Source organism: Nocardia puris (genome assembly GCF_003315035.1).
GTDB lineage: Bacteria > Actinomycetota > Actinomycetes > Mycobacteriales > Mycobacteriaceae > Nocardia > Nocardia puris.
The window spans coordinates 701,603-727,742 of the sequence record NZ_QNRE01000001.1 but is presented as its reverse complement, the minus strand read 5'-3'; the positions used below and the strand labels follow the sequence as shown (position 1 = coordinate 727,742).

19 protein-coding genes are annotated in these 26,140 nt (G+C 68.4%); 10 read left to right on the top strand and 9 right to left on the bottom strand.

The features are described 5' to 3' along the window. Positions 1-51: 51 nt before the first annotated feature. Positions 52-780 carry a GntR family transcriptional regulator gene (locus tag DFR74_RS03370; protein ID WP_067512772.1) on the top strand — a complete coding sequence of 243 codons (729 nt, stop codon included), beginning with the start codon at positions 52-54 and terminating at the stop codon, positions 778-780. An 11-nt stretch (positions 781-791) separates the two neighbouring features. On the opposite strand, the gene DFR74_RS03365 is transcribed toward DFR74_RS03370, so the two are convergent. The 3 genes from DFR74_RS03365 to mqo all read right to left on the bottom strand — a co-directional run bounded on the left by DFR74_RS03365 (position 792) and on the right by mqo (position 4,046). Further along, a complete protein-coding gene (locus tag DFR74_RS03365) occupies positions 792-1,802 on the bottom strand; it encodes an LLM class flavin-dependent oxidoreductase (RefSeq protein ID WP_067512742.1) in 1,011 nt (336 codons plus the stop codon). A gap of 145 nt (positions 1,803-1,947) precedes the next feature. Next, positions 1,948-2,397: a GNAT family N-acetyltransferase gene (locus tag DFR74_RS03360; RefSeq protein ID WP_067512741.1), complete on the bottom strand. Its 450-nt coding sequence runs from the start codon at positions 2,395-2,397 to the stop codon at positions 1,948-1,950. Between the two features lie 125 nt (positions 2,398-2,522). Next, positions 2,523-4,046 (bottom strand): malate dehydrogenase (quinone), encoded by a 1,524-nt coding sequence (mqo, locus tag DFR74_RS03355; RefSeq protein WP_084538044.1) that lies wholly within the window; start codon positions 4,044-4,046, stop codon positions 2,523-2,525. Positions 4,047-4,304: 258 nt separating this feature from the next. Here mqo and DFR74_RS03350 point away from each other — a divergent pair, with 258 nt between their 5' ends. Further along, entirely contained in the window at positions 4,305-5,363 is a 1,059-nt protein-coding gene (locus DFR74_RS03350; protein WP_084538047.1) for an alpha/beta hydrolase, read from the top strand. Here the strand turns inward: DFR74_RS03350 and DFR74_RS03345 are convergent. The 3 genes from DFR74_RS03345 to map all read right to left on the bottom strand — a co-directional run bounded on the left by DFR74_RS03345 (position 5,343) and on the right by map (position 8,615). Beyond that, positions 5,343-5,906 carry a hypothetical protein gene (locus DFR74_RS03345; protein ID WP_067512739.1) on the bottom strand — a complete coding sequence of 188 codons (564 nt, stop codon included), beginning with the start codon at positions 5,904-5,906 and terminating at the stop codon, positions 5,343-5,345. The two genes, DFR74_RS03350 and DFR74_RS03345, sit on opposite strands and share 21 nt — an antisense overlap. Positions 5,907-6,216: 310 nt before the next feature. After that, entirely contained in the window at positions 6,217-7,755 is a 1,539-nt protein-coding gene (locus tag DFR74_RS03340; protein ID WP_067512737.1) for a cobyric acid synthase, read from the bottom strand. Continuing rightward, positions 7,752-8,615, bottom strand: coding sequence for a type I methionyl aminopeptidase (map, locus tag DFR74_RS03335; protein ID WP_067512735.1), 864 nt, complete (start codon positions 8,613-8,615; stop codon positions 7,752-7,754). The genes DFR74_RS03340 and map overlap by 4 nt, the downstream gene beginning before the upstream one ends. Positions 8,616-9,319: 704 nt before the next feature. Here map and DFR74_RS35280 point away from each other — a divergent pair. From DFR74_RS35280 to DFR74_RS03295, 3 genes are all read left to right on the top strand, one after another. Further along, positions 9,320-15,001, top strand: a complete 5,682-nt coding sequence (locus DFR74_RS35280) for a WXG100-like domain-containing protein (protein WP_147265728.1) — start codon at positions 9,320-9,322, stop codon at positions 14,999-15,001. Next, on the top strand, positions 14,998-16,032 hold the full coding sequence (locus tag DFR74_RS35275; RefSeq protein ID WP_147265727.1) for a hypothetical protein: 1,035 nt from the start codon (positions 14,998-15,000) through the stop codon (positions 16,030-16,032). Before DFR74_RS35280 ends, DFR74_RS35275 begins: the two co-directional genes overlap by 4 nt. A gap of 107 nt (positions 16,033-16,139) precedes the next feature. Next, entirely contained in the window at positions 16,140-16,832 is a 693-nt protein-coding gene (locus DFR74_RS03295; RefSeq protein WP_084538042.1) for an immunity 49 family protein, read from the top strand. 100 nt (positions 16,833-16,932) lie between these two features. Here DFR74_RS03295 and DFR74_RS03290 read toward each other — a convergent pair whose 3' ends face one another. Then, positions 16,933-17,313, bottom strand: coding sequence for a hypothetical protein (locus tag DFR74_RS03290; protein ID WP_067512724.1), 381 nt, complete (start codon positions 17,311-17,313; stop codon positions 16,933-16,935). Positions 17,314-17,573: 260 nt separating this feature from the next. On the opposite strand from DFR74_RS03290, the gene DFR74_RS03285 reads away from it, so the two are divergent. The 4 genes from DFR74_RS03285 to DFR74_RS03270 all read left to right on the top strand — a co-directional run bounded on the left by DFR74_RS03285 (position 17,574) and on the right by DFR74_RS03270 (position 22,231). Continuing rightward, entirely contained in the window at positions 17,574-19,541 is a 1,968-nt protein-coding gene (locus DFR74_RS03285) for a magnesium chelatase subunit D family protein (RefSeq protein WP_411719587.1), read from the top strand. A 66-nt stretch (positions 19,542-19,607) separates the two neighbouring features. Next, positions 19,608-20,222, top strand: coding sequence for a cob(I)yrinic acid a,c-diamide adenosyltransferase (cobO, locus tag DFR74_RS03280; RefSeq protein ID WP_067512722.1), 615 nt, complete (start codon positions 19,608-19,610; stop codon positions 20,220-20,222). Positions 20,223-20,241: 19 nt separating this feature from the next. Continuing rightward, on the top strand, positions 20,242-21,726 hold the full coding sequence (locus tag DFR74_RS03275) for a cobyrinate a,c-diamide synthase (protein ID WP_067512721.1): 1,485 nt from the start codon (positions 20,242-20,244) through the stop codon (positions 21,724-21,726). Between the two features lie 46 nt (positions 21,727-21,772). After that, positions 21,773-22,231, top strand: a complete 459-nt coding sequence (locus DFR74_RS03270) for a cobalamin biosynthesis protein (RefSeq protein WP_084538041.1) — start codon at positions 21,773-21,775, stop codon at positions 22,229-22,231. A 50-nt stretch (positions 22,232-22,281) separates the two neighbouring features. On the opposite strand, the gene DFR74_RS03265 is transcribed toward DFR74_RS03270, so the two are convergent. Beyond that, complete coding sequence (locus DFR74_RS03265) at positions 22,282-23,403, bottom strand: hypothetical protein (protein ID WP_407675079.1); 1,122 nt, start codon at positions 23,401-23,403, stop codon at positions 22,282-22,284. Beyond that, positions 23,394-24,524, bottom strand: a complete 1,131-nt coding sequence (locus DFR74_RS03260) for a phosphotransferase family protein (protein WP_067512714.1) — start codon at positions 24,522-24,524, stop codon at positions 23,394-23,396. Before DFR74_RS03260 ends, DFR74_RS03265 begins: the two co-directional genes overlap by 10 nt. A gap of 280 nt (positions 24,525-24,804) precedes the next feature. Between DFR74_RS03260 and DFR74_RS03255 the strand changes: the two genes are divergently transcribed. Next, on the top strand, positions 24,805-26,139 hold the full coding sequence (locus DFR74_RS03255) for a DoxX family protein (RefSeq protein WP_067512764.1): 1,335 nt from the start codon (positions 24,805-24,807) through the stop codon (positions 26,137-26,139). The last annotated feature ends 1 nt before the right edge of the window (position 26,140 follow it).

Sequence of the window (26,140 nt, the reverse complement as noted above, 5' to 3'; positions counted from 1 at the left end):
TACGCTGGGCTCATGGAGGCGACCGAACCAGCGCGCGCCGCGCGCGCCGAAATGCCCAGGGCGAACGGCGATTCCGCGATTCCGGGGCGGCTGCCCAAGTCGTACCACGTGCGGACCGAGCTGGAGCAGATGATCGACGGTCTCGCCGAAGGCGATCCGGTGCCCTCCGAACGGGAACTCGCCGTCCGGTTCGCGGTCGCGCGCGAGACGGTGCGCCAGGCGTTGCGAGATCTGTTGGTGGAGGGGCGGGTTCGCCGCCAGGGCCGGGGCACCGTGGTGTCGCGTCCGAAGATGGTGCAGCCGCTCTCGCTGCGCTCCTACACCGAGGGTGCGCTGAGCCTCGGACGCGTGCCCGGCCGCATCCTGGTGGGCTGGGAAGACCTCCCCGCCGACGCCGACACGGCTCGCGATCTCGATATCGCCCCCGGCGCTCCGGTCATGCACCTGGAGCGGGTCCTACTGGCCGACGGGGAACGCATCGGCCTGGAGAGCACGTTCCTGCCATTGCCGCGCTTCGCCGGCCTGCGCGACGGCTACGACCCCACCACCTCGCTCTACGCGGCGCTGCGCGAGCGCGGCGTCACCTTCGGCGCCGCAACCGAACGCATCGAGACCGTGCTCGCCTCACCCCGCGAGGCCGCGCTGCTGGAGTGCAGCACGGCCATGCCGCTGCTGCTGCTCAACCGGCGCAGTGTCGACCCGGACGGCGTCTCCGTCGAGCGGGTGCGCTCGCTCTATCGCGGCGACCGCATCGCCTTCGAGGCGCGACTGGTGGAGTGAGGCAACGGGTCTCACCGCACCTGCGGTGCGACCTTGGTGCCCAGCAGTTCGATGCCGTGCACCACCTTCTCGTGCGGCAGGGTGCCGACACTGGTGTGCAGCATGAACCGGTCGAGGCCGAGGGTATCGCGCAGATCGGCCACCTTCTCGGCGACGTAGTCGGGTGTCCCGACGAACAGCGAACCGCTCTGGGAGCGCATCGCGTCGAACTGCGCGCGGGTCATCGGGCCCCAACCGCGTTCGCGTCCGATGATGCCCATCGCCCGCGCGTACGGCTCGTAGAAGTCGGCCACGGCCTGCTCGTCGGTGTCGGCCACATAGCCGTGGGCGTGCACCGCGACCGGCTGCCGTTCCTGTCCGCCCTCGTCGAGCGCCCGGTGGTAGAGGTCGACCAGCGGCTTGAACCGCGCGGGCTGCCCGCCGATGATCGCGATCGCCAGCGGCAGGCCGAGGAGTCCGGCGCGCACCACCGATTCCGGGCTGCCGCCGACCGCGATCCACACCGGCAGCGGCCGGTCCTCGGTGCGCGGGTAGACGATCGTGTCGCGCAGCGGCGCGCGGAACCGGCCGGACCACGTGACGGGCTCGTCGTCGCGAATCTTCAACAGCAGCGCGAGTTTTTCCTCGAACAGCTCGTCGTAGTCGGACAGGTCCAGCCCGAACAGTGGGAACGACTCGGTGAAGGAGCCGCGCCCGGCCATGAGCTCGGCCCGCCCGTTCGACAACCCGTCCAGCGTGGCGAAATCCTGGTACACGCGCACCGGATCGTCGGAGCTGAGCACGGTCACCGCGCTGGTCAGCCGGATGCGCTCGGTGCGTCCGGCGATCGTCGCCAGCACGACGGCGGGCGCGGAGGCGGCGAAATCCTTCCGGTGGTGTTCGCCCACGCCGTAGACGTCGAGTCCGGCGCGCTCGGTGGCGACGGCCTCCGCCACCACCTCGCGCAGCCGCTGCGCCGCGCTGGGCGCGGGGGCGTCCGCGGTGGGGTACAGCTCGGCGAAGGTCGTCAGTCCCAGTTCCACAGCGCACATCCGATCCGTGAGTTGCCTTGTTCGATCGGTCAAATAAACGGACTGTGGTCCGAATCTATTCCGTCCGGTGGCGCGAGACGGTCCGGTGCCGCGTGACGGGTCGGCGATGCCGAGAGCCGGGCGTCGGCCTGCCCGCTCAGCCCCGGCGCATCGGGATGTGCATGATCCCGTCGTCGTCGAACTCCTCGCCGTCGGGCTTGAAGCCGTGCTTGGCGTACAGGTCCACCAGGTAGGTCTGCGCGTTCAGGCGCACCGTCGCCGAGCCCGCCTCCGCCAGCGCGGCCTGCAGCAGGCGGGTGGTGTAGCCGTGGCCGCGTGACGCGGGGGCGGTGCACAGCCTGCCGATGCGGAACGAGGTGACGCCGTCCTCGTGCTCCTCGAGCAGCCGCAGCGTCGAGATGACCTCACCCTCGTCGTCGAGCCAGAAGTGCCGCGTCTCGGGCAGCAGGTCGCGCCCGTCCAACTCCGGGTACGCGCATTTCTGCTCCACGACGAAGACCTCGACGCGCAGTTTCAACAGCTGATACAGGGTCGCGGTGTCGAGATCCTGCGCCCATGACCGTTTGAGAACTACCGTTGACATCATCGCTCATTGCTATCACAGACCCACGCGCGTCGGCGGGTGAAGCGGGTCACGACTCCCGCACGGATTCGTCCCCGGAAACGCGAAAACGCCCGGAGGCCGGGCGTTTCCGTGGACGACGCGTGCGCTCAGCGCGCGGCGGAGACTCCGGCCCGCTCCGGCTCGGTGGTGCTGCCGGTGAGCTCGAGGGCCTTGTTGGTCCAGTCCCACACCTCGTGGAACAGCGCCTTGTTCTCCGAGAGCTTCACGCCCAGCGACGGCACCATGGACTTCAGCTGCGGCGCCCACTGCTCGTACTCGCTCGGGAAGCAGCGCTGCAGCACGTCCAGCATCGCGGTGACGCAGGTCGAGGCGCCCGGCGAGGCGCCGAGCAGACCGGCGATGGTGCCGTCCTGGGCGGCGATCACGGCGGTGCCCAGTTCGAGCACGCCGCCCACACCCTTGCGGCGGATCATCTGCACGCGCTGACCGGCGGTGATCAGCTCCCAGTCGTGGCCGTGCGCGCGGGGGATGAACTCCTCCATCGTGTACACCTTGCCGGCCTGCGACTTCAGCAGCTCCGACACCAGGTACTTGGCCAGCGGCATCTCGGTGAACGCGACACCCAGCATGGAGCCGATGTTGTTCGGCTGGATCGACTTGAACAGGTCGGTGTTCTTGCCGTCCTTGAGGAATTTCGGGGTCCAGCCCGCGTACGGGCCGAACAGCAGGCCGGGCTTGCCGTTGATGACGCGAGTGTCCAAGTGCGGCACCGACATCGGAGGCGCGCCCACGGCCGCCTTGCCGTACACCTTGGCGTCGTGCTGGGCGATCAGCTCGGGGTTGGTGCAGCGCAGGAACTGGCCGCTCACGGGGAAGCCCGCGAAACCCTTGATCTCCTTGATGCCCGACTTCTGCAGCAGCGGCAGCGCACCGCCGCCCGCGCCCACGAACACGAACTTCGCGTGCACCGTGCGGGTTTCGCGGGTGCGCACGTTGCGCACCTTCACGATCCAGCTGCCGTCGGACTGCTTGGACAGATCGCGGACCTCCTGGCCGAACGCCAGATCCGCGCCCGTCGCGCCCAGGTGGGCGAGCAGGCCCTTGGTGAGCGAGCCGAAGTCGATATCGGTGCCGCCGTCGGTCCAGTTCAGCGCGATCGGGTCGGCGAAGTCGCGGCCCTTGGCCATCAGCGGCAGGCGGCGGGAGAACTCCGCCGGGTCGGTGATGTACTCCATGCCCTCGAACAGCGGGTGCGGGGCCAGCGCCTCGTAGCGCTTGCGCAGGTAGTCCACGTCGTCGGCACCGTGCACGAAGCTGACGTGCGGGATCGGGTTGATGAACCCGGACGGATCGCCGAGCACGCCGTTCTCCACGGCGTACGCCCAGAACTGGCGCGAGACCTGGAAGCGCTCGTTGATGTCGATGGCCTTGGACACGTTGACCGTGCCGTCGGCCTCGAGCGGGCTGTAGTTGAGTTCACACAGGGCGGAGTGACCGGTGCCTGCGTTGTTCCAGGGGTCGCTGCTCTCGGCCGCGGCCGCGTCGAGTCGTTCGAACAGCGAGATCGACCACTCGGGCTGCAACTGACGGAGCAGCGCGCCGAGGGTGGCACTCATGATCCCGGCACCGATGAGTACGACATCGGTCTTTTCAGTCACGGTGTTCGGCACGGGGCGATCGACTTCCTTGTCACTTCTGGCGCGGCCACCAGGCGCGGTGGGCCTTGCCTACGGGCGCTGTGCGGTTGTGGACGAGCCTGTCATGACTCGGCGGGCGATAAGGTTACCCGCCGTTCACCTAAGCCCAATTGTGCACCTCACCCACGGGATATCCGAGAACGAACCCGGTGAATGTGAGATATCTTCCTCCCGCGCCGCAGGTCGGGCGCGGTCTTCAATGCGGAGCCCGGCTGGCCTAGATTGAAGACCGTGACGAACGAGACCTCGCTGGGCGTGTCCGAGATCACCGATTCCAGCGTCGGCACCTGGCGGGCCGACGTGCTGGGCGCCGGTTTCGAGCAGCGCACCATCCCGCTGGGCCCGGATCCCGACGGCGAAGGGGACGTGGTGGCCACCCTGGTGCGCCACACCCCCGACGCGGGCGCCCCGGCCACCGAGACCGCCGTCCTCTACGTGCACGGCTTCACCGACTACTTCTTCCAGGTGCACCTGGCCGAGCACTTCGCCGGTCGCGGACACCGCTTCTACGCGCTGGACCTGCGCAAATGCGGCCGCTCGCTGCGCGACGGGCAGAGCCTGCACTACGTCACCGACCTGGCGTACTACGACGAGGAACTGAACGAGGCGCTGCGGATCATCCGCGAAGAGACCGGGCTGCCGGTGCTCATCGTGGCGCACTCCACCGGCGGGCTCGTCACCTCGCTGTGGCTGGACCGGCTCAACCGCCGGGCCGGCAGCGTCGCGTCGGGCGTCGTGGGCGTGGTGCTCAACAGCCCGTGGCTGGACCTGCAGGGCCCGTCCTACTACCGGACCGTCGGCACGCCGCTCATCGACGCGCTGGGCCGGTTCCGCAAGACCGCCACGCTGCCCGGCGCCGAGATCAGCACCTACGGCCACAGTCTGCACAAGGACGCCGCGGGCGAGTGGGACTACAACCTGGACTGGAAACCGCTGGCCGGCGCCCCCATCCGTTTCGGCTGGTTGCGCGCCATCCGGCGCGGGCATTTCCGGCTGCACCAGGGCCTCGACATCGGCGTGCCCGCGCTGCTGCTGCGCTCGCGGCTCACGAAGTTCATGCGCCAGTACGGTCCGGCCGCCGACGTCGCCGACACCGTGCTCGACGTCAAGCAGATCCAGCGCTGGGCCGGCTGCCTGGGCGACCGCACCAATATCGTGCCGATCGAGAACGCGCGCCACGACGTGTTCCTCTCCGCGCCCGAGGTGCGCGCCAAGGCGTTCGAAGAGCTGGACAGCTGGCTGGACTGGTTGGCCGAGTACCGGCGCAAGTCACCAGAGGCCGGTGCGTAGCACGATCTCGGTGGCCAGTTCCTGGTCGGCTTCGGCGGCGACATTGTCCACGTCGACCTGCACCACCCGGAACTCGCCGTAGACGAACCGGCCCGAGGCGTCGGCGACGCTGCGCGGCAGCCGCTTGGTCACCAGCATGGTGACCGGCAGCTCCAGCGGGCGGCAGTCGGCGTCGGCCACGTGGCCCGCGCCGTCGGGCGCCGCCGGGTGGCCGTGGTCGGCCACCACCAGGCTGATGAACCGGCCGAACGGTCCCGCGCAGGTGCGCCACGCCAGCGCCGCGCCCGCCCCGCGCCCGGCGACGTGCGCGTAGGGCACGCCGAGTTCGTCGAGCAGAGTGTGCACCGCCGCCGGATCCAGGTCGTCGACGGCCTCCACGGCGAGGGTGCGCAGGTCGGAGGTGTGCAACCGGGCCGCGAGCCGGTCGTAGACGTCCGCCGGGTCGCCCACGTCGGGCAGCAGCAGCACCGTGTGCCGCGATGCGGGACCGTCGACCCGCACGGTCCAGGTCCGGTCACCGACCGTGATCCGCCGAGTCTCCATGCCCGAGTACGGTACACGCCGCGCGTGTGTCGGACAGCGGGCAACGGGTACTCGTGACGATTCGGACAGTGGGCGGTTTCGGGTGGTGGTGGACACCGCGGGGGGAGCGGGTGTGCGGTGGGCGTGTGAGGGAGGTGACGGGGCGGTTTCCGGGGCGCCCCGGGCAGCCGCTGGAGTGGTCGAGGACGGCTCTGTGGGCTCAGCGCTGGGCGCCGAGGGCGTTGGCCCCCCTCAGGGGGACCTAGCTCAGTGCACACATGTGGGTCCGGCACATGCTGCCAAGCAATACGCCGAAGGCGTCGGATCTCGGTTACGGCACCGGATCGGCGAGGGCGGAGGTGAGGACCGGCAGGTCCGGGGGAACGCCGTGGGTGATCAGGTGATCGAGCCGCTCCAGGTCGAGGTGGGTTTCCATCAGGTCCGCGAGCAGATCGAGCTGGGCGGTGCGGACAGCGGCCACGGAGGTGTCCGGCGCGACCGCGAAACCCGCGCGTCCGGCCCGCTCGGCGACGGTGCGCAGCCAGTCGCGGCGGAACTCGTCGGACTCCATCAAGCCGTGCAGGTGCGTACCCCAGATCGCTTCGCGCGCACTGCCTTCCGGCGCACCGTCCGCTTCGAGCCAGGAGGTTTCGGCATGGCGCGTGACGCGTCCGTGGTGGATCTCGTACCCCTGCAACGGAATTCCCGTCGAGCTGCGACCTTCGGTGCGCCGCAGCACTTTCGGATCCTCGAACTCGACATCCAGATCGAGCAGCCCGAGCCCGTCGACCGCACCGGCCCCCGACTCCACGCGGTCGGTGATGCGCCTGCCCAGCATCTGATAGCCACCGCAGATGCCGAGAATCGGACCGCCGCGCGCCGCCCGCTCGCGCAGGGCGTCGGCGATGCCGTTGCGCCGCAACCACTCCAGATCCGACACGGTCGCCTTGCTGCCCGGCACCACCACCAGGTCCGCACCGGCCAGCCGCGACGCGTCGCGCACCCAGCGCACCGCCACGCCCGGCTCGCAGGCCAGCGCTTCCACGTCGGTCGAGTTCGAGATGCGCGGCAGGCGGATCGCCGCCACCGTCAGCCATTCCGTGCCCGCGGGCGGTCCCGGCCGCCCCACGGGCGCGTCGGCGACGGTGCCGAGCGAATCCTCGGCGTCGAGCCAGAGGTCGTCGGCGAACGGGATCACGCCGAGCGTCGGCCGGCCGGTGAGCTCGGTCAGCCGGTCCAGTCCGGGGCGCAGCAAGTCGATGTCGCCGCGGAACTTGTTGACCACGAAGCCCGCGATCAACCGTTGGTCCTCCGGCTCGAGCACGGCGAGCGTGCCGAACAGGTGCGCCAGCACGCCGCCGCGGTCGATATCGCCGACCACCACCACCGGCAGCGCGGCCGCCGTCGCCAGACCCATGTTCGCCAGGTCTGTCGCGCGCAGGTTGATCTCGGCGGGCGAGCCCGCGCCCTCGCAGATCACCACGTCGAATTCCTCGCGCAGCGCGGCCAATTCGGCCGCCACCACGGCGCGCAGCTCGCGCCGGTGCTCGATGTAGTCGGCCGCTCCGACCGTGCCGATGGCCCGGCCGCGCACCACCAGCTGCGAGCGCCGATCGCTGCCCGGCTTCAGCAGCACCGGGTTGAATCGCACACTCGGTTCGAGCCCGCACGCCCGCGCCTGCAACGCCTGCGCGCGCCCGATCTCCCCGCCGTCGAGGGTGACCACGGAGTTGTTCGACATGTTCTGCGCCTTGAACGGCGCGACCCGCACCCCGCGCCGCGCCAGCATCCGGCACAACCCGGCCACCACGACGCTCTTGCCCGCGTCGGAGGTGGCGCCCGCCACCAGCAGCGCGCCGCGCGGGCTCACGGCAGGGTCAGGATTTCCGAGCCGGTCTCGGTGACCACCAGGGTGTGCTCGAACTGGGCGGTCCACTTGCGGTCCTTGGTGACCACGGTCCAGCCGTCGTCCCAGATCTCGTAGTCGATGCCGCCGAGGTTGATCATCGGCTCGATCGTGAACGTCATGCCCGGCTCGATGACCGACTCCACGGCGGGCTGGTCGTAGTGCAGGATCACCAGGCCGCTGTGGAAAGTGGGGCCCACGCCGTGCCCGGTGAAGTCGCGCACCACGCCGTAGCCGAACCGGTTCGCGTACGACTCGATGACCCGGCCGATCACGTTCAGCGCGCGCCCGGGGCGCACCGCCTTGATGGCGCGCAGGGTGGCCTCCTCGGTGCGCTCGACGAGCAGGCGCACCTCCTCGTCCACGTCACCGGCCAGGAACGTCTTGTTGGTGTCGCCGTGCACGCCGTGGATGTAGGCGGTGACGTCGATATTGACAATGTCGCCGTCCTCGATCACGGTGGAGTCGGGGATGCCGTGGCAGATCACCTCGTTCAGCGAGGTGCAGCACGACTTGGGGAAGCCCTTGTACCCGAGCGTCGAGGGGTAGGCGCCGTGGTCGCACAGGAACTCGTGCGCGATGCGGTCCAGCTCGTCGGTGGTCACGCCCGGCGCCACCGCCTTCCCGGCTTCCTCCAGCGCCTGCGCCGCGATCTTGCCCGCGATCCGCATCTTCTCGATCGTCTCCGGCGTCTGCACCCACGGCTCGCGGCCCTCGTTCGCCGTCTTCTTCCACGCGTACTCCGGACGCTCGATGGAGCGCGGCACCTCGCGGACGGGCGAGACAGTGCCGGGAACGAGGGGTTGACGTGTGCGCACGGACATGGGTCCAGCGTATCGGGCGCGGGGAGCGGCGTCGTCGCGACGTACTGGACGTTCGGGTGTGGGGGCTTTGTTCCGGATCGATGGGGTGTGGTGGGCCGTCGGCGAAGACCGCGACGGTGAGTGCGTGCCGGGGGCCCGCCCAGCTGCCGTGGGACGGGGCGGGTGGAGCGCCGAGCTTCCGTAGGACGGGAGCGGGTGGCCGCTGAGTTGCCGTTGGGCGGGGCGGGTGGAGCGCAGTCCGCCGCAGCATGAGCGGAAGGTCCGGGGTCCGGGGTCGAGGGCAGGGTTACGTGCTGGGAGTTGGCGTGCGTGCGCGTGCGCCGCTTACCGGCGGCGAATAGGGCCGAACGGTCGGGTGAGTGCGGGACGGCAGTTGCGTCGTTCGGCGGGGCGCGGTGGTCGTGTCGGTTATGAGGTTGTGCGGCGGGGCGCGGTCATCGCGTCGCTCATGAGTCGGCGGTGGGCGGCCGCATCTCGCGGAGGTCCGGCTAGCGTCTTCGGGGTCCCGCGCTCGGTGCGGGGAGCAGGTTCGGTGGATGGGTCCAGCGCCGAGTGCCGGACGGTACTCGCCGCAGTGGTCGAGCTGCGGGTCGGGGATTCGGCGAAAGTTGGTGGAACCGTAGGGGGTTTGGCTGCGTCTAGTGGGATGTCGGTATGTTTGTGCCCGGTAACGGTCGGGTGGAGTCGTCGGAGGGGTCGATCGGGTGGGTATCGAGATTCCTGAGCCGCTGCAATGGGCCGCGAAATACGTTGTGGGGGCAGGGGATTGGCCCGAGGGTGACGAGACCGCGATGCGCCGGGTGGAGACCGCCTGGACCGGGCTGGCCGACTCCCTGAACGACCTCGGCGCCGACGCCTCGACCGTCGTCAAGGCGGCGCTGACGGCCGTCGACGGTGATACCGCCGAGGCGCTGAGCCAGCACTGGGAGAAGCTGGGGGAGGGGCAGGGGGCGTTCGCCGGCCTGGTCAAACACGTCGAGACGCTGGCCGATCAGATCGGTGACGGCGCGGCCGATATCGAGCACACCAAACTGGTGATCATCGCATCGCTGGTGATCTTCGCCATCGAGATGGCGGCGGCGCTGGCCGCGATGGCGACCGGTGTCGGCGCGCCCGCCGGTGCGGCGGCCGGTGCCGCGGCCCGTGCGGCGACGCAGGTGGCGATCCGCGTCGCGATCAAACAGTTGATCAAGCGGATCATCTCCAAGGCCGCGATGAAGGCGGCGGGGCGCGCCGCGCTGCGGGGCATGTGGGAGGCGGTGCTCGAGGAGGCGATCCTCGACGTGGGCATCAAGCTCGCCCAGGTGGCGGCGGACCGGCGGGACCCGCTGTCGAAGGAAGAGTGGATCGAGTCCGGGCAGAATCTGATCTCCGCGGGTGTCGGCGGGGCCACGGAGGGGTTGTTCAGCGGCGGCGGGGGTCGGCAGCGCGGCGGGGACGGGAACGACGGGGGGAACGGGAACGGGTCGGGGGATGGTGATGGGAACAACGGTTCCCAGAACAACAATTCGCAGAACGACGATGACTCGCAGCCCGGGAACAACAATTCGCAGGACGACAGCACCAACCCGAGCGGGAACAACAATTCGCAAGACGACAGCACGAATCCGAGCGGTACCAACCCGAGCGGCAATAACAACTCGCCCGGCGGAAATAACAACTCACCCGGTGGGAACAACAACAACTCGCCGAGCGGGAACAACAACTCGGACGGAGACGGGTCGCCGAGCGGCGACAACAACTCCCAAGACGACGACAGCACGAACCCGAGTGGCAATGACGATTCCTCCGACGGCGACGGCTCGGACGGCGGCGATGCGCCGGGCAACCGCTTCACCGAGGCGTTGAAGGACGGCGCGAAGGACACGCTGACCGGGCTCGGCAGCGAGGTGGCGTCGGCCGCGACCGAGGCGGCGTTGACCGGCGAGGAATTCAACCTCGAGGACGTGCTGTCCGCCGACACGTTGACGTCGTCGCTGGCGGGCGGTGCGCAGTCGTCGATGGAATCGCTGGGCAACAGTGGTGGTGATGGGGGTGACGGCAACGACGGCGGAAACAATAACGGCAACAACAACTCCGGGGATGGCGAGGAGGGTTCGCCGAACCAGGACCAGAATTCCGGGGAGGAGGATCCCGGTCAGTCGCAGCCGTCGGGATCGAACGACGAGGACAGTTCGACACAACCGTCGGGATCGCAGCAATCGCAGCCATCGGGCTCACAGCCTCCGGGGTCCTCGAACGACCCCGGGCAGTCCCAGCCGTCGGGCAACCAGCAGTCGAATCCGCCGTCCGGTTCGCCGAGCGGGGCGGGGGAGTCGCAGCCGTCCGGGGGCGAGCAGTCGAACCCACCGAGCGACCCCGGCCAGACCAACCCCTCGGGTGGTCAGCAGTCGAATCCGCCGTCGGGGTCGCCCAGCGATCCGGGGGAGTCGCAGCCCTCAGGTAATCAGCAGTCGAATCCGTCGCCGGGCTCGCCGGGCGATCCGGGGCAGTCTCAGCCATCGGGCAACCAGCAGTCCAATCAGCCCCCGAGCTCGCCTGGCGATCAGAGTCAGTCGCAGCCCTCGGGTGGTCAGCAGTCGAACCCGTCACCGAGCTCGCCATCGGACCCGGGGCAGCCGTCGGGCAGCCAGCCGTCGCCGGATTCGCCGGGCGGAGCGGGGGAGCCACAGCCGACCGGTGGTCAGGCCAACACCCCGAGCGGCCCCGAGGCTAACGATCCCGCGAGCAACCAGCAGCCCAGTCGGCCCCCGAGCTCACCGACCGACCCCGGCCAGTCGCAGCCGTCCGGCAGCCAACAGCCGACGACTCCTGGTGACTCGGGCCAGTCGCCCTCCGGCAACCAGCAGTCGAACCCGACGCCGGGCTCTCCGTCGGACCCGGGGCAGTCTCTGCCGTCTGGCAGCCAGCAGTCGACCCCGTCCGGCGACCAACCGCAGCCCTCGGGCAATCAGAACCCGACGCCGGGCTCTCCGTCCGATCCGTCCCCGTCCCAGCCGGGTTCGCAGCAGAACCAACCCTCGACCGGCCAACCTTCGGACAACGGCACCCCGTCCCAACCTTCGGGAACCCAACAGCCGACGAGCGGCACACCCACCTCCTCGGATCCCGCCCAACCCTCGGGCACGGGTCAACCGACCGGCGCCCCGCTGAGCGGCCAGCCGTCCACCCCCTCCACGGGCTCTCCGTCGCAGGGCCAGCCCACCGGCACCTCCCAGCCCAACCCAGCCGACACCACCCCTTCCGGCCAATCACCTTCTCGCGCAACCACACCCCCCTCGGATACCGAAAACAGCGCGCCCGGCACGCCCACCGGCACTCCCGTCACGGGCGTTCCCGCTACGCCAGCCCAGGGCACGCCCTCGTCGAACACCCCGTCCTCCACGGACACCACGACCGCGGCGGCCTCCACAATGACCGCCCCACCCACCACCGGCACCCCATTCACCGGCTCACCGGCCTCGACCCCCGTCGACACCGCCCGCCCCACCTCTGGTGATCCCGGCGTGGGCGCCCCAGCCGCAGCGGCGGCCCCCAACGCAGCCCAACCCCGCCCGGCCCAGAGCCCGCCGGGAACCCAGAACACCCCGAACCATCCGCAGGGCCAACCGAACCCTCAGCATCATTCGGACCCCGCGCGAAACCCGAATCCCGCTCAGAGTCAGCAGAACTCACCGAGCCGGCCGGCGCAGCACCAGCCGCCGAACCCCCCGGCGCAGTCGAACCCGCAGCGCCCGAACGACTCCCGGACCCCGGCGAACCCGCAGGCCCAGCCGAACGACCGACCCTCGGCGTCGCCGACCAACCCCAACCCGCAGGGCCAACCGACCTCACGGGACAGCTCGAACACTCCCGCGAGCCATCAGAACTCGCAGAACCAGCCGAACGGCCAACGCCCCTCGAATCCCCAGGTCCCCGGATCGCCGAATCAACCGAACTCACCGGGCCGAACCAACTCGCCTGAGGGCCAACCCAACTCGCAGCATCAACCGAACGCACAGCGCCCGTCGGACCAGCCGGGCCCCCAGCGCCCGACCGGGTCCCAGTCGGCGAACCCGCAGAACCACCCGAATGGCGATCGTCCCTCGGGCGATTCCCCACGCCAGCCCAACCCCCTCGGCCCAGCCAACCGCCCCGGCCACGACCCCGCGACCCACAAATACATCGCCCATTTCAACGACGGCCGCCCCATCCCGCGCGACCCGTTCTACGCCGGCCAATACAACCCCCACATCGGCCGCTACCAACCCACAGACGCCGAAATCCGCGCCGAACGCACCCACATCGCCACCAACCCTCCAACCAACACGCCGCCCGGTCCTCCCGCACACCCGGGCAATTCCGCCTACCCGCCCAACCGCGGCCCGGCCGCGAACACCCCCGGCCACCCGACGTTCCCTGCGGGCCCCAACACCCCGAACCCCAACCAGCCCGGCCAATCGTCCTGGCAAAACCAACCCACCTCCCCGACCCGCCCCCAACAGGGCTTCCCGAATCCCGCAAACCCCGGGAATCCACACCACCCCAACCCTTCTCAGCCGGGCACACCTCCGCGTCCTACGCCTCCGCCCGGCTTCCAAAACAAGCCGAACACACCGGGTAATCCGAATCAGCCGAACAACCGAACCCAGCCGAACGGCCCGAATCAGCTGGGCAACGGCAACCGGCCCGACTACCCGAGTCAGCCGGCCAACCCGAATCGGCCTGACTACCAGAACCAGCCCGGTAACCCGAACCAGCCGACCAACCCGTACCAACCGGGCGACCGGAACCACCCCGGGAACCCGAACAATCCGGCAAACCAAAGCCGCCCGGACACCCCCTTCAAAAACCTCCCGGACACCCGCGCCCCCCTCTCCGCCCAGCCTCCGAACCCGGCAACCCCAAACCTCCCCACACAACCCCTCCCCAACGCCACCCCCCAAAGCAACACCCCGAACCAGCGCTCCTACCAGGACTGGCAAAACTGGTTCAAACAAACCGAATACAACCCGAACTCCACCCCGTGGAACACCCAACCGGCCGACGCCACCCCCGACCGGCCGACCACCCCTACCCAAAACGAGCCGACCACCCCCTCCAACACCACCAAACCCGAAACCCCCACCGACCCAACCAAACCCGACAACCCCACCAAACCCGACGACGACACCTCAACCGACCCCACCAAACCCACCACCCCCCGGGTCACCCACACCCCCACCAGCACCGCCCTCGGCGACGACCCCGCCACCCGCCGCGTCCAACAAAACCTCCGCAACGAGGGCGACTTCGACGTCATCTTCCACGCCGACCAAAACGGCAACCCCCTCAACAACCTCACCCCCGACCAAATCGTCGACGCCATCCGCAACAATCCCGACTACACCCCCGGCACCCCGATCCGCCTCGTCGCCTGCAACACCAGCAACAACCCTGACCTGGCCCGCCACATAGCCAACGAACTCGGCGTCCCCGTCCACACCCCCTCCGACGCCGTAGGCACCCCCAACAAACCCGACAGCCCCGCCCACATCCGCAACAACGGCACCTGGACCACCACCACCCCCGAAGGCCAAACCCCCACCACCCCACCCCAAACCCCCACCAACACCCCACCCCCATCCCCCGACACCCCCATCGACTACATGGGCGATGATGCTGTTGACAACAGCAACCGCAACTTGAGACCGGACGTTATCGAATGGGCCCGTTCAACGGAGAACGAACCAAAACCGTTGGCTGCGGGCGGGGAAACCGAGCAGCGGCTCCGCGATCAATTTAAGCTGCCAGACGGTGGGAGCGCGCGAATAAAAGCAGATAATGTAGAAGGAATTATACGAAACTTGTGCAGCCATCCTGATGGTGCTCGTATTGCAGAAATTATAGCGAGTGGCAATCTGCGTCATTGTCGCGGATACTCGGACCAGATCGCGAACTTGGCCAAGCGGGACGAGACTTCTCTGAATGCGGCAATCGAACAGATTAGACTGGGGCAGAGTTTGTTCGAAGCGGGTGTGCGTGATATAGAGTTCGAATTGAAGGGGGAAGGCAATGATCTGAAGCCGGGCGTCCGTACCGGAGATGGAACTGATATCGACGTTCTCGCTCGCGACAACAATGGCCGAACCTACGCGTACCAGCTGAAGAGTGTGGCGAACCCGAAGAAGATCTTCCAAAAAGTGGATGCTAACATGTACCAGCTCCAGAACTCGGGTGCGGACGTCAGGGTATTTGTGGTTGACACGGCGGGCACCCTGGAGGAGGTCAATATGCACAGAGTGGCTGAGCGGTTGGGGCAGATGCACTCTTCTGCTGATGTGCAGATTCTTATCCGAACTGTGGATGGGCACGTTGTTCGTGTCCCTGCTGATGGCATTTTTTCTCCGGGAGAGGCTGAGTCGTGATCACTGAGTCGGAGTCGATCGCACGCTGGACGTGGGGGCGCTACACACCTGCCGATCAAGTGCTGGAACTTTCGGCACTTTCTGGTGCCAGAAGCGTCCTTGACGTGCTTGTAGGGTTGCGGCTATCCGACGAGAGTGTCGAGGCCCGTGTGATCGTGAATCAGGTCGGTCGATCCAACGTTGTTCTGTGGGACGGCACAGTCGTACTGTCGGCGGGTATGTCGCAGTCAGACATGGGTCGGGTCGTAGAAGACCTGCGATCCAAGGCTATTGAGGGGGAGGTCGGGTCGGTGACAGCTTTCGTGTACTGCACACCGACGATCGTGATCGGTCCAGAAGGGCGATCAGAGAGGCAAGAGAAGGCAATACGATTTGTCGCGTCGGCGCGGCAACTGGATGAACCGCATCTCTCCATCTCCTTCGAGACCTTCACTGATGCTTGGTTGCCCTTCGATCTCAAAGGGCGCCCGCAAAAGTTTGTGTATGCTTACAATGCGCCTCGTCTGACGGCCGCGTTGGATCGGATATCTGACTTGATGGATGACGAGGCCGATCCTGATACTCCGACGCTTTTTGCGAACGCCAGTGAAACAGGGATCTTGAACGATTTCAAATTGAACGGTGATCCCGCGGATACATGGTTCTTTGAAGTTCGGCGACGAAACTCTATTTTTCAGAAGAATGACGCTGAAAGCGGATTCAACCGGTCCACCGACGGCCCTGTCGTGTACATGCCCGTTATCGGTGAACCCGGGCTACTCGGATACTTGTGGGCCTCCGATGCAGGGAGCGCCATGTCGTTCGAGCCGTACTGGCCGGAAGATGCTGGGTATGCGGCGGGGCTTGTATGGCTGGATAGGATAGGCCGCGCTTATGCTGGAGGTATGACACCGCTCCGAGCGCTGGAGGCGATGGCGACGTATCCGGATGATCCGGTTTCCGGTAAGGCCATCTCCGGGGAGTCTCGCGAAGTAAGCGACTTAAGTGAGTTGTACAGTATGGCAATTCCTAATTCCTATCTTGACAGCTGACGTGATCGAGGCTGGTCCGATGACCTATCATGCGTCTCCATTCGGGATACCGGTGGCCAAACGAAATGTGTCACGATGTCCGTGTTCAATATTGATGGGAGGCGTCAATGAGAATCCAAGCTCATACGTTACCCCGGGATGATCCGGTTTTGCAGGCAGAGAAGTTTCGGGCCAGGATTCCGAAGGCGATCAGCAGAATCTCGAGTACCGGTGAATTCTTCGACACTGCATTCAACACGGCAATGGCCAACATGGGCGCGCAGTTGCTGGTTGACCCAGAAGCGATGAGTATTAATTCATGGGAGGCTGTTGTACCCGCATCGCAGATCGGGTCTACTATATTCGCTGCAGCCACTGCAGAACCTGGAGATTCTGTTGAGTGCAGAATAAATCACGAAGTCCACACATTTTCGTCGATCGGATCAGCGTATTTTGTAAACGCCGGAAACTGGCTGTCAGCATTCTGGCTGGCGATCGTGTGCCGTGATCAGGACGAGTTGGATTCGCTATCGGATGTGCCGATAGAGCTGCTGCGTGCATCTGGTCAGGAGTACGATGAATACGTCTACGATTGGGTCGATACACTACAGAGTTACTGGGCAGAGCGGCCGGGCCTGATCGAGAAGCTGACGGCGACTTTGCAGAATTCCGATCCTGCTGTTGCGGCAATTGCGCCACGAGAACTTCTGGACCATATACTGTACCCTCCGATCAACCTGTTCTACAGTTTCATCCGGCGCGGACAGGTCGACTACAACGGCGCTCTTGTGGAAGCTATCAATTTGCACAAAGAATACTGAGGTGATCTCACCGACTTTCAATTGTTGCGGCGGTATTCGGAATAGTGAACACTTTGCCCCGTTGCAGGGCTTGTCCGGGAACTATTGCGCCGTGCTCCACCTACCCCCGCCGCGCACCCGCCAACTGAAACGCTCCCACCGCGAGATACGCCCCGGTCAGCCCGGTGAACCCCGCCGCGAGCCCACGGGGGAGGGTTCCGCGGGTGAGTTCGGTGCCGCCGGTGGTGGTGTCGAGGGCGTCGACCATGAGGGCGAGGTGGTGCCAGCGGGGGCGGTCGGTGGGGCTCGCGGTGAGGTAGCCGAGGCCCAAGGCGAGGGCGCGGGCGCCGTAGATGCGGGTCATGTAGGTGAGTTCGGGGGTGGGGTGGACGCGGGCGAGGCGGGCGGAGCGGCGTGGGGCCGCGAGGGCGGCGAGGCCGAGGGCGATCCGGCCGTAGGCGAGGGCGCGCATGGGGCGTGGTGGGAGGGTTTCGTCGGGCATGTCACGACTGTGTCGTGGTGAGGGGCGGGTGTCGATTACCTCGCAGGTAAAGGCTGGGATCTGCTCTGCGGGTGAACGTCGGTCGGACTGTGGGTGGTCTCGCGAGCTGTGCCGCATGTGGGCGCTGGTCCGACGCCGGACGGCGCGAGGCTACGACACGTGTCGTGTTCCGGGAGGGCGCGAGGGGAGCAACTGCTCGCCTTCTCCGACGCCGCGGGGTGGTATCGGGGTCGAGGGAAGTAGCGGCATAGGGTGGGGGTGTGTCCGTGTCCCATGTCGAGTCCGCAGCGTCGTTTCGTTCGTCCCGTGCCGAGGTCGAGGCCGGTTTTCCGTTCTCCGCGGTGGTGGGGCAGGAGCGGTTGCAGCTGGCGCTGATCCTGTGTGCCGTGCACCCCGGGATCGGTGGTGTGCTGGTGCGGGGGGAGAAGGGGACGGCGAAGTCGACCGTCGTGCGCGCGCTCGCGCAGTTGTTGCCGCCGGTCGTGGACGAGACGGGTGCGCGGCCCGCGAAACTCGTGGAGCTGCCGGTGGGCGCCACCGAGGACCGGGTGGTCGGCTCGCTGGACCTGGAGCGCGTGCTGCGGGACGGGGAACAGGCGTTCCGGCCAGGTCTGCTGGCCGCCGCCCATCACGGCGTGCTCTATGTCGACGAGGTCAACCTCCTGCACGACCATCTGGTGGACGTGCTGCTCGACGCCGCCGCGATGGGCCGCGTGCACATCGAACGCGACGGGGTGTCGCATTCCCACCCGGCCCGCTTCGTGCTGGTCGGCACCATGAACCCGGAAGAGGGGGAGCTGCGCCCGCAGCTGCTGGATCGCTTCGGCCTCACGGTCGACGTGGCTGCCTCCCGCGACGTGGACGTCCGGATGGCCGTGGTGCGCCGCCGCCTCGACTACGAAGCCGATCCCGCCGCCTTCGCCGCGCGCTACGCCGCCGCCGACCGCGAGATCGCCGACCGCATCCTCGCCGCCCGCGACCGCCTGCCGCAGATCGGCCTCGACGACGTGGAACTGCGCCGCATCGCGGCTCTGTGCGCGTCGTTCGACGTGGACGGCATGCGCGCCGACCTGGTCGTCGCCCGCACCGCGACCGCGCACGCCGCGTGGCGGGGCGCCGACAGCGTCACCGAGGAGGATGTGCGCGTCGCCGCCGAACTCGCGCTGCCGCACCGCAGGCGGCGCGACCCGTTCGACGAACCGGGCATCAGCGAGGAGCAGCTCGACCAGGCGATGAACGACGCGGCCGAGGAAGCGGCGCGCGCGGAAGAACCCGAGCCGGGTCCTGAGAACGACAGCGCCACACCGTCTTTGGACGATGACCCGGAGGACCCGGGCGATGGTCCGGACGGTCCCGACACGCCACCGGACGGTCCCGGTTCGGGCCGTTCGGGCGAAGGCCGTTCGGGCGCACCGGCTTCCAGTGCCGCCAAGCCGCCCCGGTGGGAAGTGCCCGGCGTCGGCGAGGGCGCGCCGGGCCGTCGCTCGCGCGCACAGACCAAGAGCGGGCGCGTCGTGCGCTCCACCACCGAGCCCGGCACGGGGCTGCACCTTCTGGGGACGGTGTTCGCCGCCGCCCCGCACCAGGTGAGCCGAGGCCGGTTCGCCGGACCGCTGGCGCTCACCGCCGAAGATCTGCGCGGCGCGTATCGCGAAGGGCGCGAAGGGAATCTGGTGGTGTTCGTGGTGGACACCTCGGGTTCGATGGCCGCGCGGGACCGGCTCTCCGCCGTCACCGGCGCGGTGGTCGCGCTGCTGCGCGACGCGTACCAGCGCCGCGACAAGGTCGCCGTGATCACGGTGCGCGGCCAGGACGCCGAACTCGTGCTGCCGCCGACATCGTCGGTCGATATCGCGGTCCGCCGTCTCTCCGGCCTGCGCACCGGCGGGAAGACGCCGCTGGCGGCCGGTCTGCTGAAGGCCCGCGAGGTGGTGCTGCGGGAGCGGGTGCGCGACCCGCGCCGCCGCCCGATGCTGGTGCTGCTCACCGACGGTCGCGCCACCGGCGGCACCGACCCGGTGCTCCGCGCGCGCACCGCCGCCGGACTGGTGGCGGGCGAGGGCGTGACCTCGATGGTGGTGGACTGCGAGCACGGCATGGTGCGTCTCGGGCTCGCCGCCGAGTTCGCGCGGGCGCTCCAGGGCGGGTGCGTGCGACTGACCGAGCTCACCGGCTCCGCGGTCGCCGAGATCGTCCGTGCCGGAACCGATTCCGCGCGGGCGGCGTGAACACCGCGCGACGTCGATCCGCGCTTCCGCATGGTGGCTCCGCGGTGAACGACGTGAGGAGAGGCGATGCCTAAAGGTGTACCGGAGACCGTCCCGGACGACGGGTTGACGACGCGACAGCGGCGGAATCTGCCGGTGCTCGCGGTGCACACGGGTCCGGGGAAGGGGAAGTCCACGGCGGCGTTCGGGATGGCGCTGCGCGCCTGGAACCAGGGCTTCGACGTGGCGGTCTTCCAGTTCGTGAAGAGCGCCAAGTGGAAGGTGGGGGAGGAGGCGGCTTTTCGCACGCTCGGGCGGCTGCACGACGAGACCGGGACGGGTGGTGCCGTCGAGTGGCACAAGATGGGCGAAGGCTGGTCGTGGGCGCGCAAACACGGCACGGAAGAGGATCACGCGGCCGCCGCGCTGGCGGGGTGGCGGGAGATCGCGCGCCGGCTCGCGGCCGAACAGCACCGCTTCTACGTGCTGGACGAGTTCACCTACCCGCTGAAATGGGGGTGGGTGGACGTGGACGAAGTGGTCGAGACTCTCACCCACCGGCCCGGCAACCAGCACGTCGTGATCACCGGGCGGGACGCGCCGCAGGCGTTGGTCGAGGCCGCTGACCTCGTCACCGAGATGACGAAGGTCAAGCATCCGATGGACACCGGCCGCAAGGGTCAGCGGGGCATCGAATGGTGAACCGCGCGACGGGGATCTGATGGGCGCCGCACCCGCGGTGGTCATCGCCGCACCTGCGTCGGGCAGCGGGAAGACTACTCTGGCAACAGGTTTGATCGGTGCGCTGCGCCGAGCCGGGCATCGCGTCGCGCCGTTCAAGGTGGGGCCCGATTACATCGACCCCGGCTATCACGGGCTCGCCGCCGGGCGGCCGGGCCGCAACCTGGACCCGGTGCTGGTCGGCGCGGAACGCGTTGTGCCGCTGTATCTGCACGGTGCCGCGGGGTGTGATCTGGCGGTGGTCGAGGGCGTGATGGGTCTGTTCGACGGGCGCATCGACGAGAACCACGCGGGTCCCGTCGCGGAGGGTTCCACCGCGCAGGTGGCCGGATTGCTCGGTGCGCCGGTCGTTCTGGTGGTCGACGCCCGCGGTCACAGCCAGAGTCTCGCCGCGCTGCTGCACGGTTTCGCCACCTATGACAGCGGTGTCCGCCTGGCCGGGGTGATCCTCAATCGGGTCGGCAGCCCGCGTCACGAGCAAGTGCTGCGCGCGGCCTGCGCGCGCGTGGGCCTGCCGGTGTTCGGGGTGCTGCCGCGCATGGCGGAGCTGGAGGTGCCGTCCCGGCATCTGGGGCTGGTGCCGGCCGTCGAACACGGCACCGCCGCCGTGGTGGCGGTCGAGGCGATGACGGATCTCGTTGCGGCGCATGTGGATCTGGATGCGATCGTGGCTGCGGCTCGGGGGAACGCGGTCGGTGAACCGTGGGACCCGGCGCGAGTGGTGGGAGAGCTGCGATCCGGTGAATCAGCCACCGGTACAACCGATCTCGTCCGGGATGTGTTCGAACGATCGGCCGACGGCGACCGTACACCGACCCCCGACCGCGCTCCCGGCTCTGCCCCGATAATCGCCATGGCGGGTGGGCCCGCCTTCACCTTCGGCTACGCCGAGCATCGGGAACTGCTGATCGGGGCGGGCGCGCAGGTGGTCGTCTTCGATCCGCTGCGCGACGAATTGCCCGACGACGCAGCGGGTTTGGTACTGCCCGGCGGTTTCCCCGAGGAGCATGCCGCCGATCTGGCCGCGAACACCCGACTGCTGGCCGCGGTGCGGGAGCGGAGTCTGCACGGCATGCCGGTGCACGCGGAATGCGCCGGTCTGCTGTACCTGACACGCACGCTCGACGGTCACGCGATGGCAGGTGTGGTCGACGCGGACGCGGTATTCGGCCCCCGTCTCACCCTGGGCTACCGCGACGCCGTCGCGCTGGCGGACTCCGCGCTGTGGCGGGCGGGGGAACGCGTGCGCGGGCACGAATTCCACCGCACCGAACTGGTGGCGAACGGCGACGACCACCCCGCGTGGGGGTGGCACGGCGGCAGTGGTGAGCGGGTGCGGGAGGGCGCGTTGCGGGGCAACGTCCACGCCAGCTACCTCCACACCCACCCGGCTGGAAACCCTGCGGCCATAGTGCGTTTCGTCGCAGCGGCCGAGGTGTTCGCGCGGGCAAGTGTTCGGTCGTGAGCCGGTCGGTCGGGCAGTGCGGTTACATACACCAGCGGTACGCGACATGACACCCGCTCACGACCCATCATCCGGCCTGGCAGTCGGAGTGGGGTTGCGCCCGGGCACCTCCACCACCGACATACTCGCTGCCGTGGCGGAGGTTTCGCGCGGCGCGACCATCCGGTGCTTGGCAACGGTGGACCGCCGGGCGAACGATCCCGGACTGGTGGCGGCCGCACGACGGCTGGGCGTCCCGCTGCGCACCTACTCCGCCACCGAACTCGACGCGGTCCCGGTGCCGAACCCCGACAGCCGGACGAAGGTGGCGACCGGCACCGCCAGCGTCGCCGAGGCGGCCGCGCTGCTCGCCTCCGGCGCTCGGGAGCTGTTGTGCGCCAAGCGGATCGTGAACGGCGTGACGGTGGCATCGGCAACCGTCCGCCCGTCGGCGTCCCATCGCGCACGCCCGACGCGTCCGCCGCCCACCCTGCGGCAGCCTGCTCGCCCAGTGCCGCCGGGATGACCACCCCGCGGCGAAGTCCGGTAAGCGCGGCGAACCCACCGACAATCGCCCTACGGCGCCACCGACCCCCAGTCCGCGAACCCGCTCGGATCATGACGCCCAATGCTCGCGTGCTCGAACAACCCCCACCCTTCCGCCGACCCGCACCGGGCATGAGCCACGTGGTCGATCACCCCGTACGGGATGCGCCCGGCCACGGCAGGATCGGTCAGGTCGTACAGCCGGGATTCCGACCAACCCCGGCCCTTCCACTGCCCGTGCAGCCAGTCGGGGTCGCCCCCGTACCCGCAGCCGACGTGCAGTGGCATGCCGATACCTGCCGTGATCTCCACTTCCAGGGGCTTTCCATCCGGTGTGGTGAGGTCGAGCCGGGCGCCGACGGGAATTCTTGTCCCGGAACGGTATTCGATGTGCACGCGCGGCCAGCCGAGTTGTTCGACGCGTCCGTCCGGCCACACTCGCACGGCGTCGTTGAGGGTGCGCCGCCCGTGCGGCTCCTCCTGCACGATCACGACGATCGCGAACTCCTCGAACCGCAACGGCACGTACAACCACCAGAACCCGCCCGACGGTTCGGCCGCAGCCCGCCCCGGCGGCTCCGATTCGCCGACCGGGCGGATACCCCAGGAGCGGTCGCGAGTTCCGGTCCACACGGCGGGATCGACCGTGATCTCCGAATCGGCCACGTGCAGTGCGCCTTCCCAGGAGCCGACCTGCGCGAACCGGGATGCATCGATGATCGGACGGTTCCCGTTCAGGATCAGATGCGGTTGCTCCTGCACGGTCGGGAATGCCCCGGTCCACGTGAGATCGCATGCCAGATCCGCGCTTTCGCACACCAAGCGCAGTTTCTGGAGCGGTTCGATCACTTCGATGCGGTAGTCGCCGACGCGCATGTCCAGGCTCCGCTCCCCGAGGGCGTCGGAGAAGCGCACCGAGCGCACCTCGTCGCCGCGGCGCACCGCCAGGTAGGCGTCGGTCACGCCGAGGTTCGGGTACACGCCGAGGCCGGTGACGAGCAGGGTGCCGCCGTCGCGGTCGTGGGCGTTGAAGTAGCTGCGGTCGTAGAAGTTCCGATCGCTGGTGCCGACCCTGGCCATCGAGAGCGGTGTCTGGTGGATCGGGTATTCGTCCAGCGGAGCCGGTCCGGCCATGGTAGTCCTCACGTCCATTCGTAGGTTCCGTCGAGCAGTGCTTCCAGGCTCGCGCGGTGCATCACGTAGTCGTCGCGGTCGGCGGTGTCGGTGTCCTCGCCGAAGTGGATCATCCGCCGCTTGATCCTGGCCATCACGATGGCGTGCCGCAGCGCCGCGTACACCAGGTGCCAGTCGAGGTCGCGCACTGTATGCCCGCTCAGCTCTTCGTATTTCGTGACCACTTCGGAGCGGCGCAGGAAGTCGGGCAGACCCGGCTGGTCGAATCGCTCGGCGAGATCCTGGAAGAACCGGTGGATGAAGATGATCCACGCCACGTCCAGTTCGCGCGGGCCCAGACCGGCCATCTCCCAGTCCAATACGGCCACCGGTTCGAAGCCGTCGTAGATCACGTTGCCCGGACGGGCGTCACCCCAGGAGAGCACCTCCGGTCCGGGATCGGCGGGCCAGTGCGCGTCCAACCAGTCGAATGCCCGCTCGATGAGCGGGATCGGGAATCCGTCATCGGCCAGCGCCCACCGGTACCAGGCGCGATGCCAGTCGACGTGCCTGCGCAACGCGTCTCCGGGGCCGTCCAGCATCGGAAAGCGCAGCGCCGCATCGGGAATCGCGTGGATGCGGGCGATGATGTCGAGGGTCCGCTCGGTCAGCCGGGCGCGCTCGGCCGGCTCGGCGTCGAAGAGCCAGCCGTAGAAGACATAGGGCGGGTTGTCGGCGGGCACCCGGCCGTCCACCCGGCGCATGACGAAAAATGTGGTGCCCAGGTGGCTTTCGTCCTCCTCGAGCCAGCACAGCTGCGGCACCGGCACATCCGTGGCCGCGGCGACGCCCTCCATCACGTGGTATTGGCGCGCCAGATCGTAGGTTTCGAAGACCGGGAACGCCCCGGGTTCCGGCGCGAGCCGGGCCACGAACGAACCGGACTCGGCGACTCCGCCCGCCTGCCATTCGGCGTCGAAGAACACCGACGTGCTCGACATCCCCGACCCCTGCGGCTTCGCCAGCGCGCTGATGCGCGGCGGGGCGTCGGCGCCCACCCGGGCACCGAGCCAGCGCGAGAGATCGGCCCCCACCTCGTCGAGATCGCGGTCGCTGACGGTGAGCCTGCGCTGCGCGGTGGGGTCCGGCTCGTCGGCCATGGTCGTCCTCCTCGTCCCTCGGGCGTCACACCGCCCGGTCCGGCGCTGCCTCCCGGACTACGCGACTGTAACGCGTTCTAGGTGCGGGTCGGGGGCGATCGGATGATCCGCCCACTGGGTGGCATCAGGGATTGACTCGGGGGTGGGTCATCCTTTCGAGCGACGCCCGCTACACCGTCCGGCCGACCCGGAAATCGGGAACTCGCCGGACGCGGGGAGGCGCCGCCTCCGCATAGGTTCGAAGGGCCCCGGGGTGGACTACGAAGGAGTGGCGGTGGCCATGAGCGCGACGCAGGTACTGGAGCGGATCGATGACGTGGACCCCGTCGAGGTGCGGCCGTGGCATCCCCTCGCGCGGATCGTATTCCGTTTCTGCTTCAGCTATTTCACGTTGTTCTGCCTCGTCTTCGCGCAGATCCTGTTCGTCTTCACGGGCTACGCGGCTCGCTGGTTGCCGGACGACGCGATTGTGTGGCAGATGCGGGCTACCGCGCCGCTGACCGAGTGGGTCGGCGAGCACATCTTCGGTGTCGAGGCCGTCCTGCACATGTCGGGCAGCGGCGACCAGACCGTGTTCTGGGTGCTCGTCGCGACGGTGCTCGCCGTGGCCGTGCTCGTCACGGCGGTCTGGTCGATCGCCGACCGGCGGCGTCCCGCCTACCCGACGCTGGCCGCGTGGTTCGTGACCGGGATGCGGCTGTGCCTGGGCGGGCAGATGCTGCTCTACGGCTCGGTCAAAGCGGTGCCGAACCAGATGCCCTACCCCGAGCTGACCACCCTGCTCGAGCCCTACGGCAACCTCAGCCTGATGGGCGTGCTGTGGAACCAGGTGGGCGTGTCCCCGGCCTACCAGGTGCTGCTCGGCACGGCCGAGGTCCTGGGCGGTCTGCTGCTGTTCCTGCCGCGCACCGCCACCGCGGGCGCGCTGCTGAGCCTGGTGAGCATGGCGCAGGTGTTCGTGCTGAACATGACCTACGACGTGCCGGTCAAGATCCTGTCCTTCCACCTGGTGCTGCTGAGCCTGATCGTGCTCGCGCCGCAAGCGAAGCGTCTGCTGAATTTCCTTGTGCTGCAACGGGTTACGGAACCCGCCGTGCAGCCGAAGCTGTTCGGCTCGGCGCGGGCCAACCGGATCGCGGCCGTGGTTCAGGTGGCGCTCGGGCTGTGGGTGTGCGCCGGCGCCGGATACGGGGCGTGGGTCAACTGGCGCGAATACGGCTACGGCGCACCGAAACCCGAGCTCTACGGCATCTGGGACGTCACCGAGTTCGCGGTCGAGGGTACGCCGGTGCCGCCGCTCACCACCGACGAATACCGGTGGCAGCGACTGATCATCGACACCCAGCTCACCAGCTACCAGCGCATGGACGACACCATGGTGCCCACCGTGACCGACATCGACGCCGAAGCCCGCACCATCACCGTGAACTCCGCCGCGGACGGAGTCACCCGGGTCGCCGTGTTCACCTACGACCGTCCCGACCCCGACCGGCTCGTGCTGCGCGGGGAGATCGAGGGCAGGCCGGTCGCGCTCACGCTCGAGGAGTTCGATCTGGACTCGCTGCCGCTGCGCGGCGACCGGTTCCACTGGGTGCAGAACGCGCCCGAGAACTGAG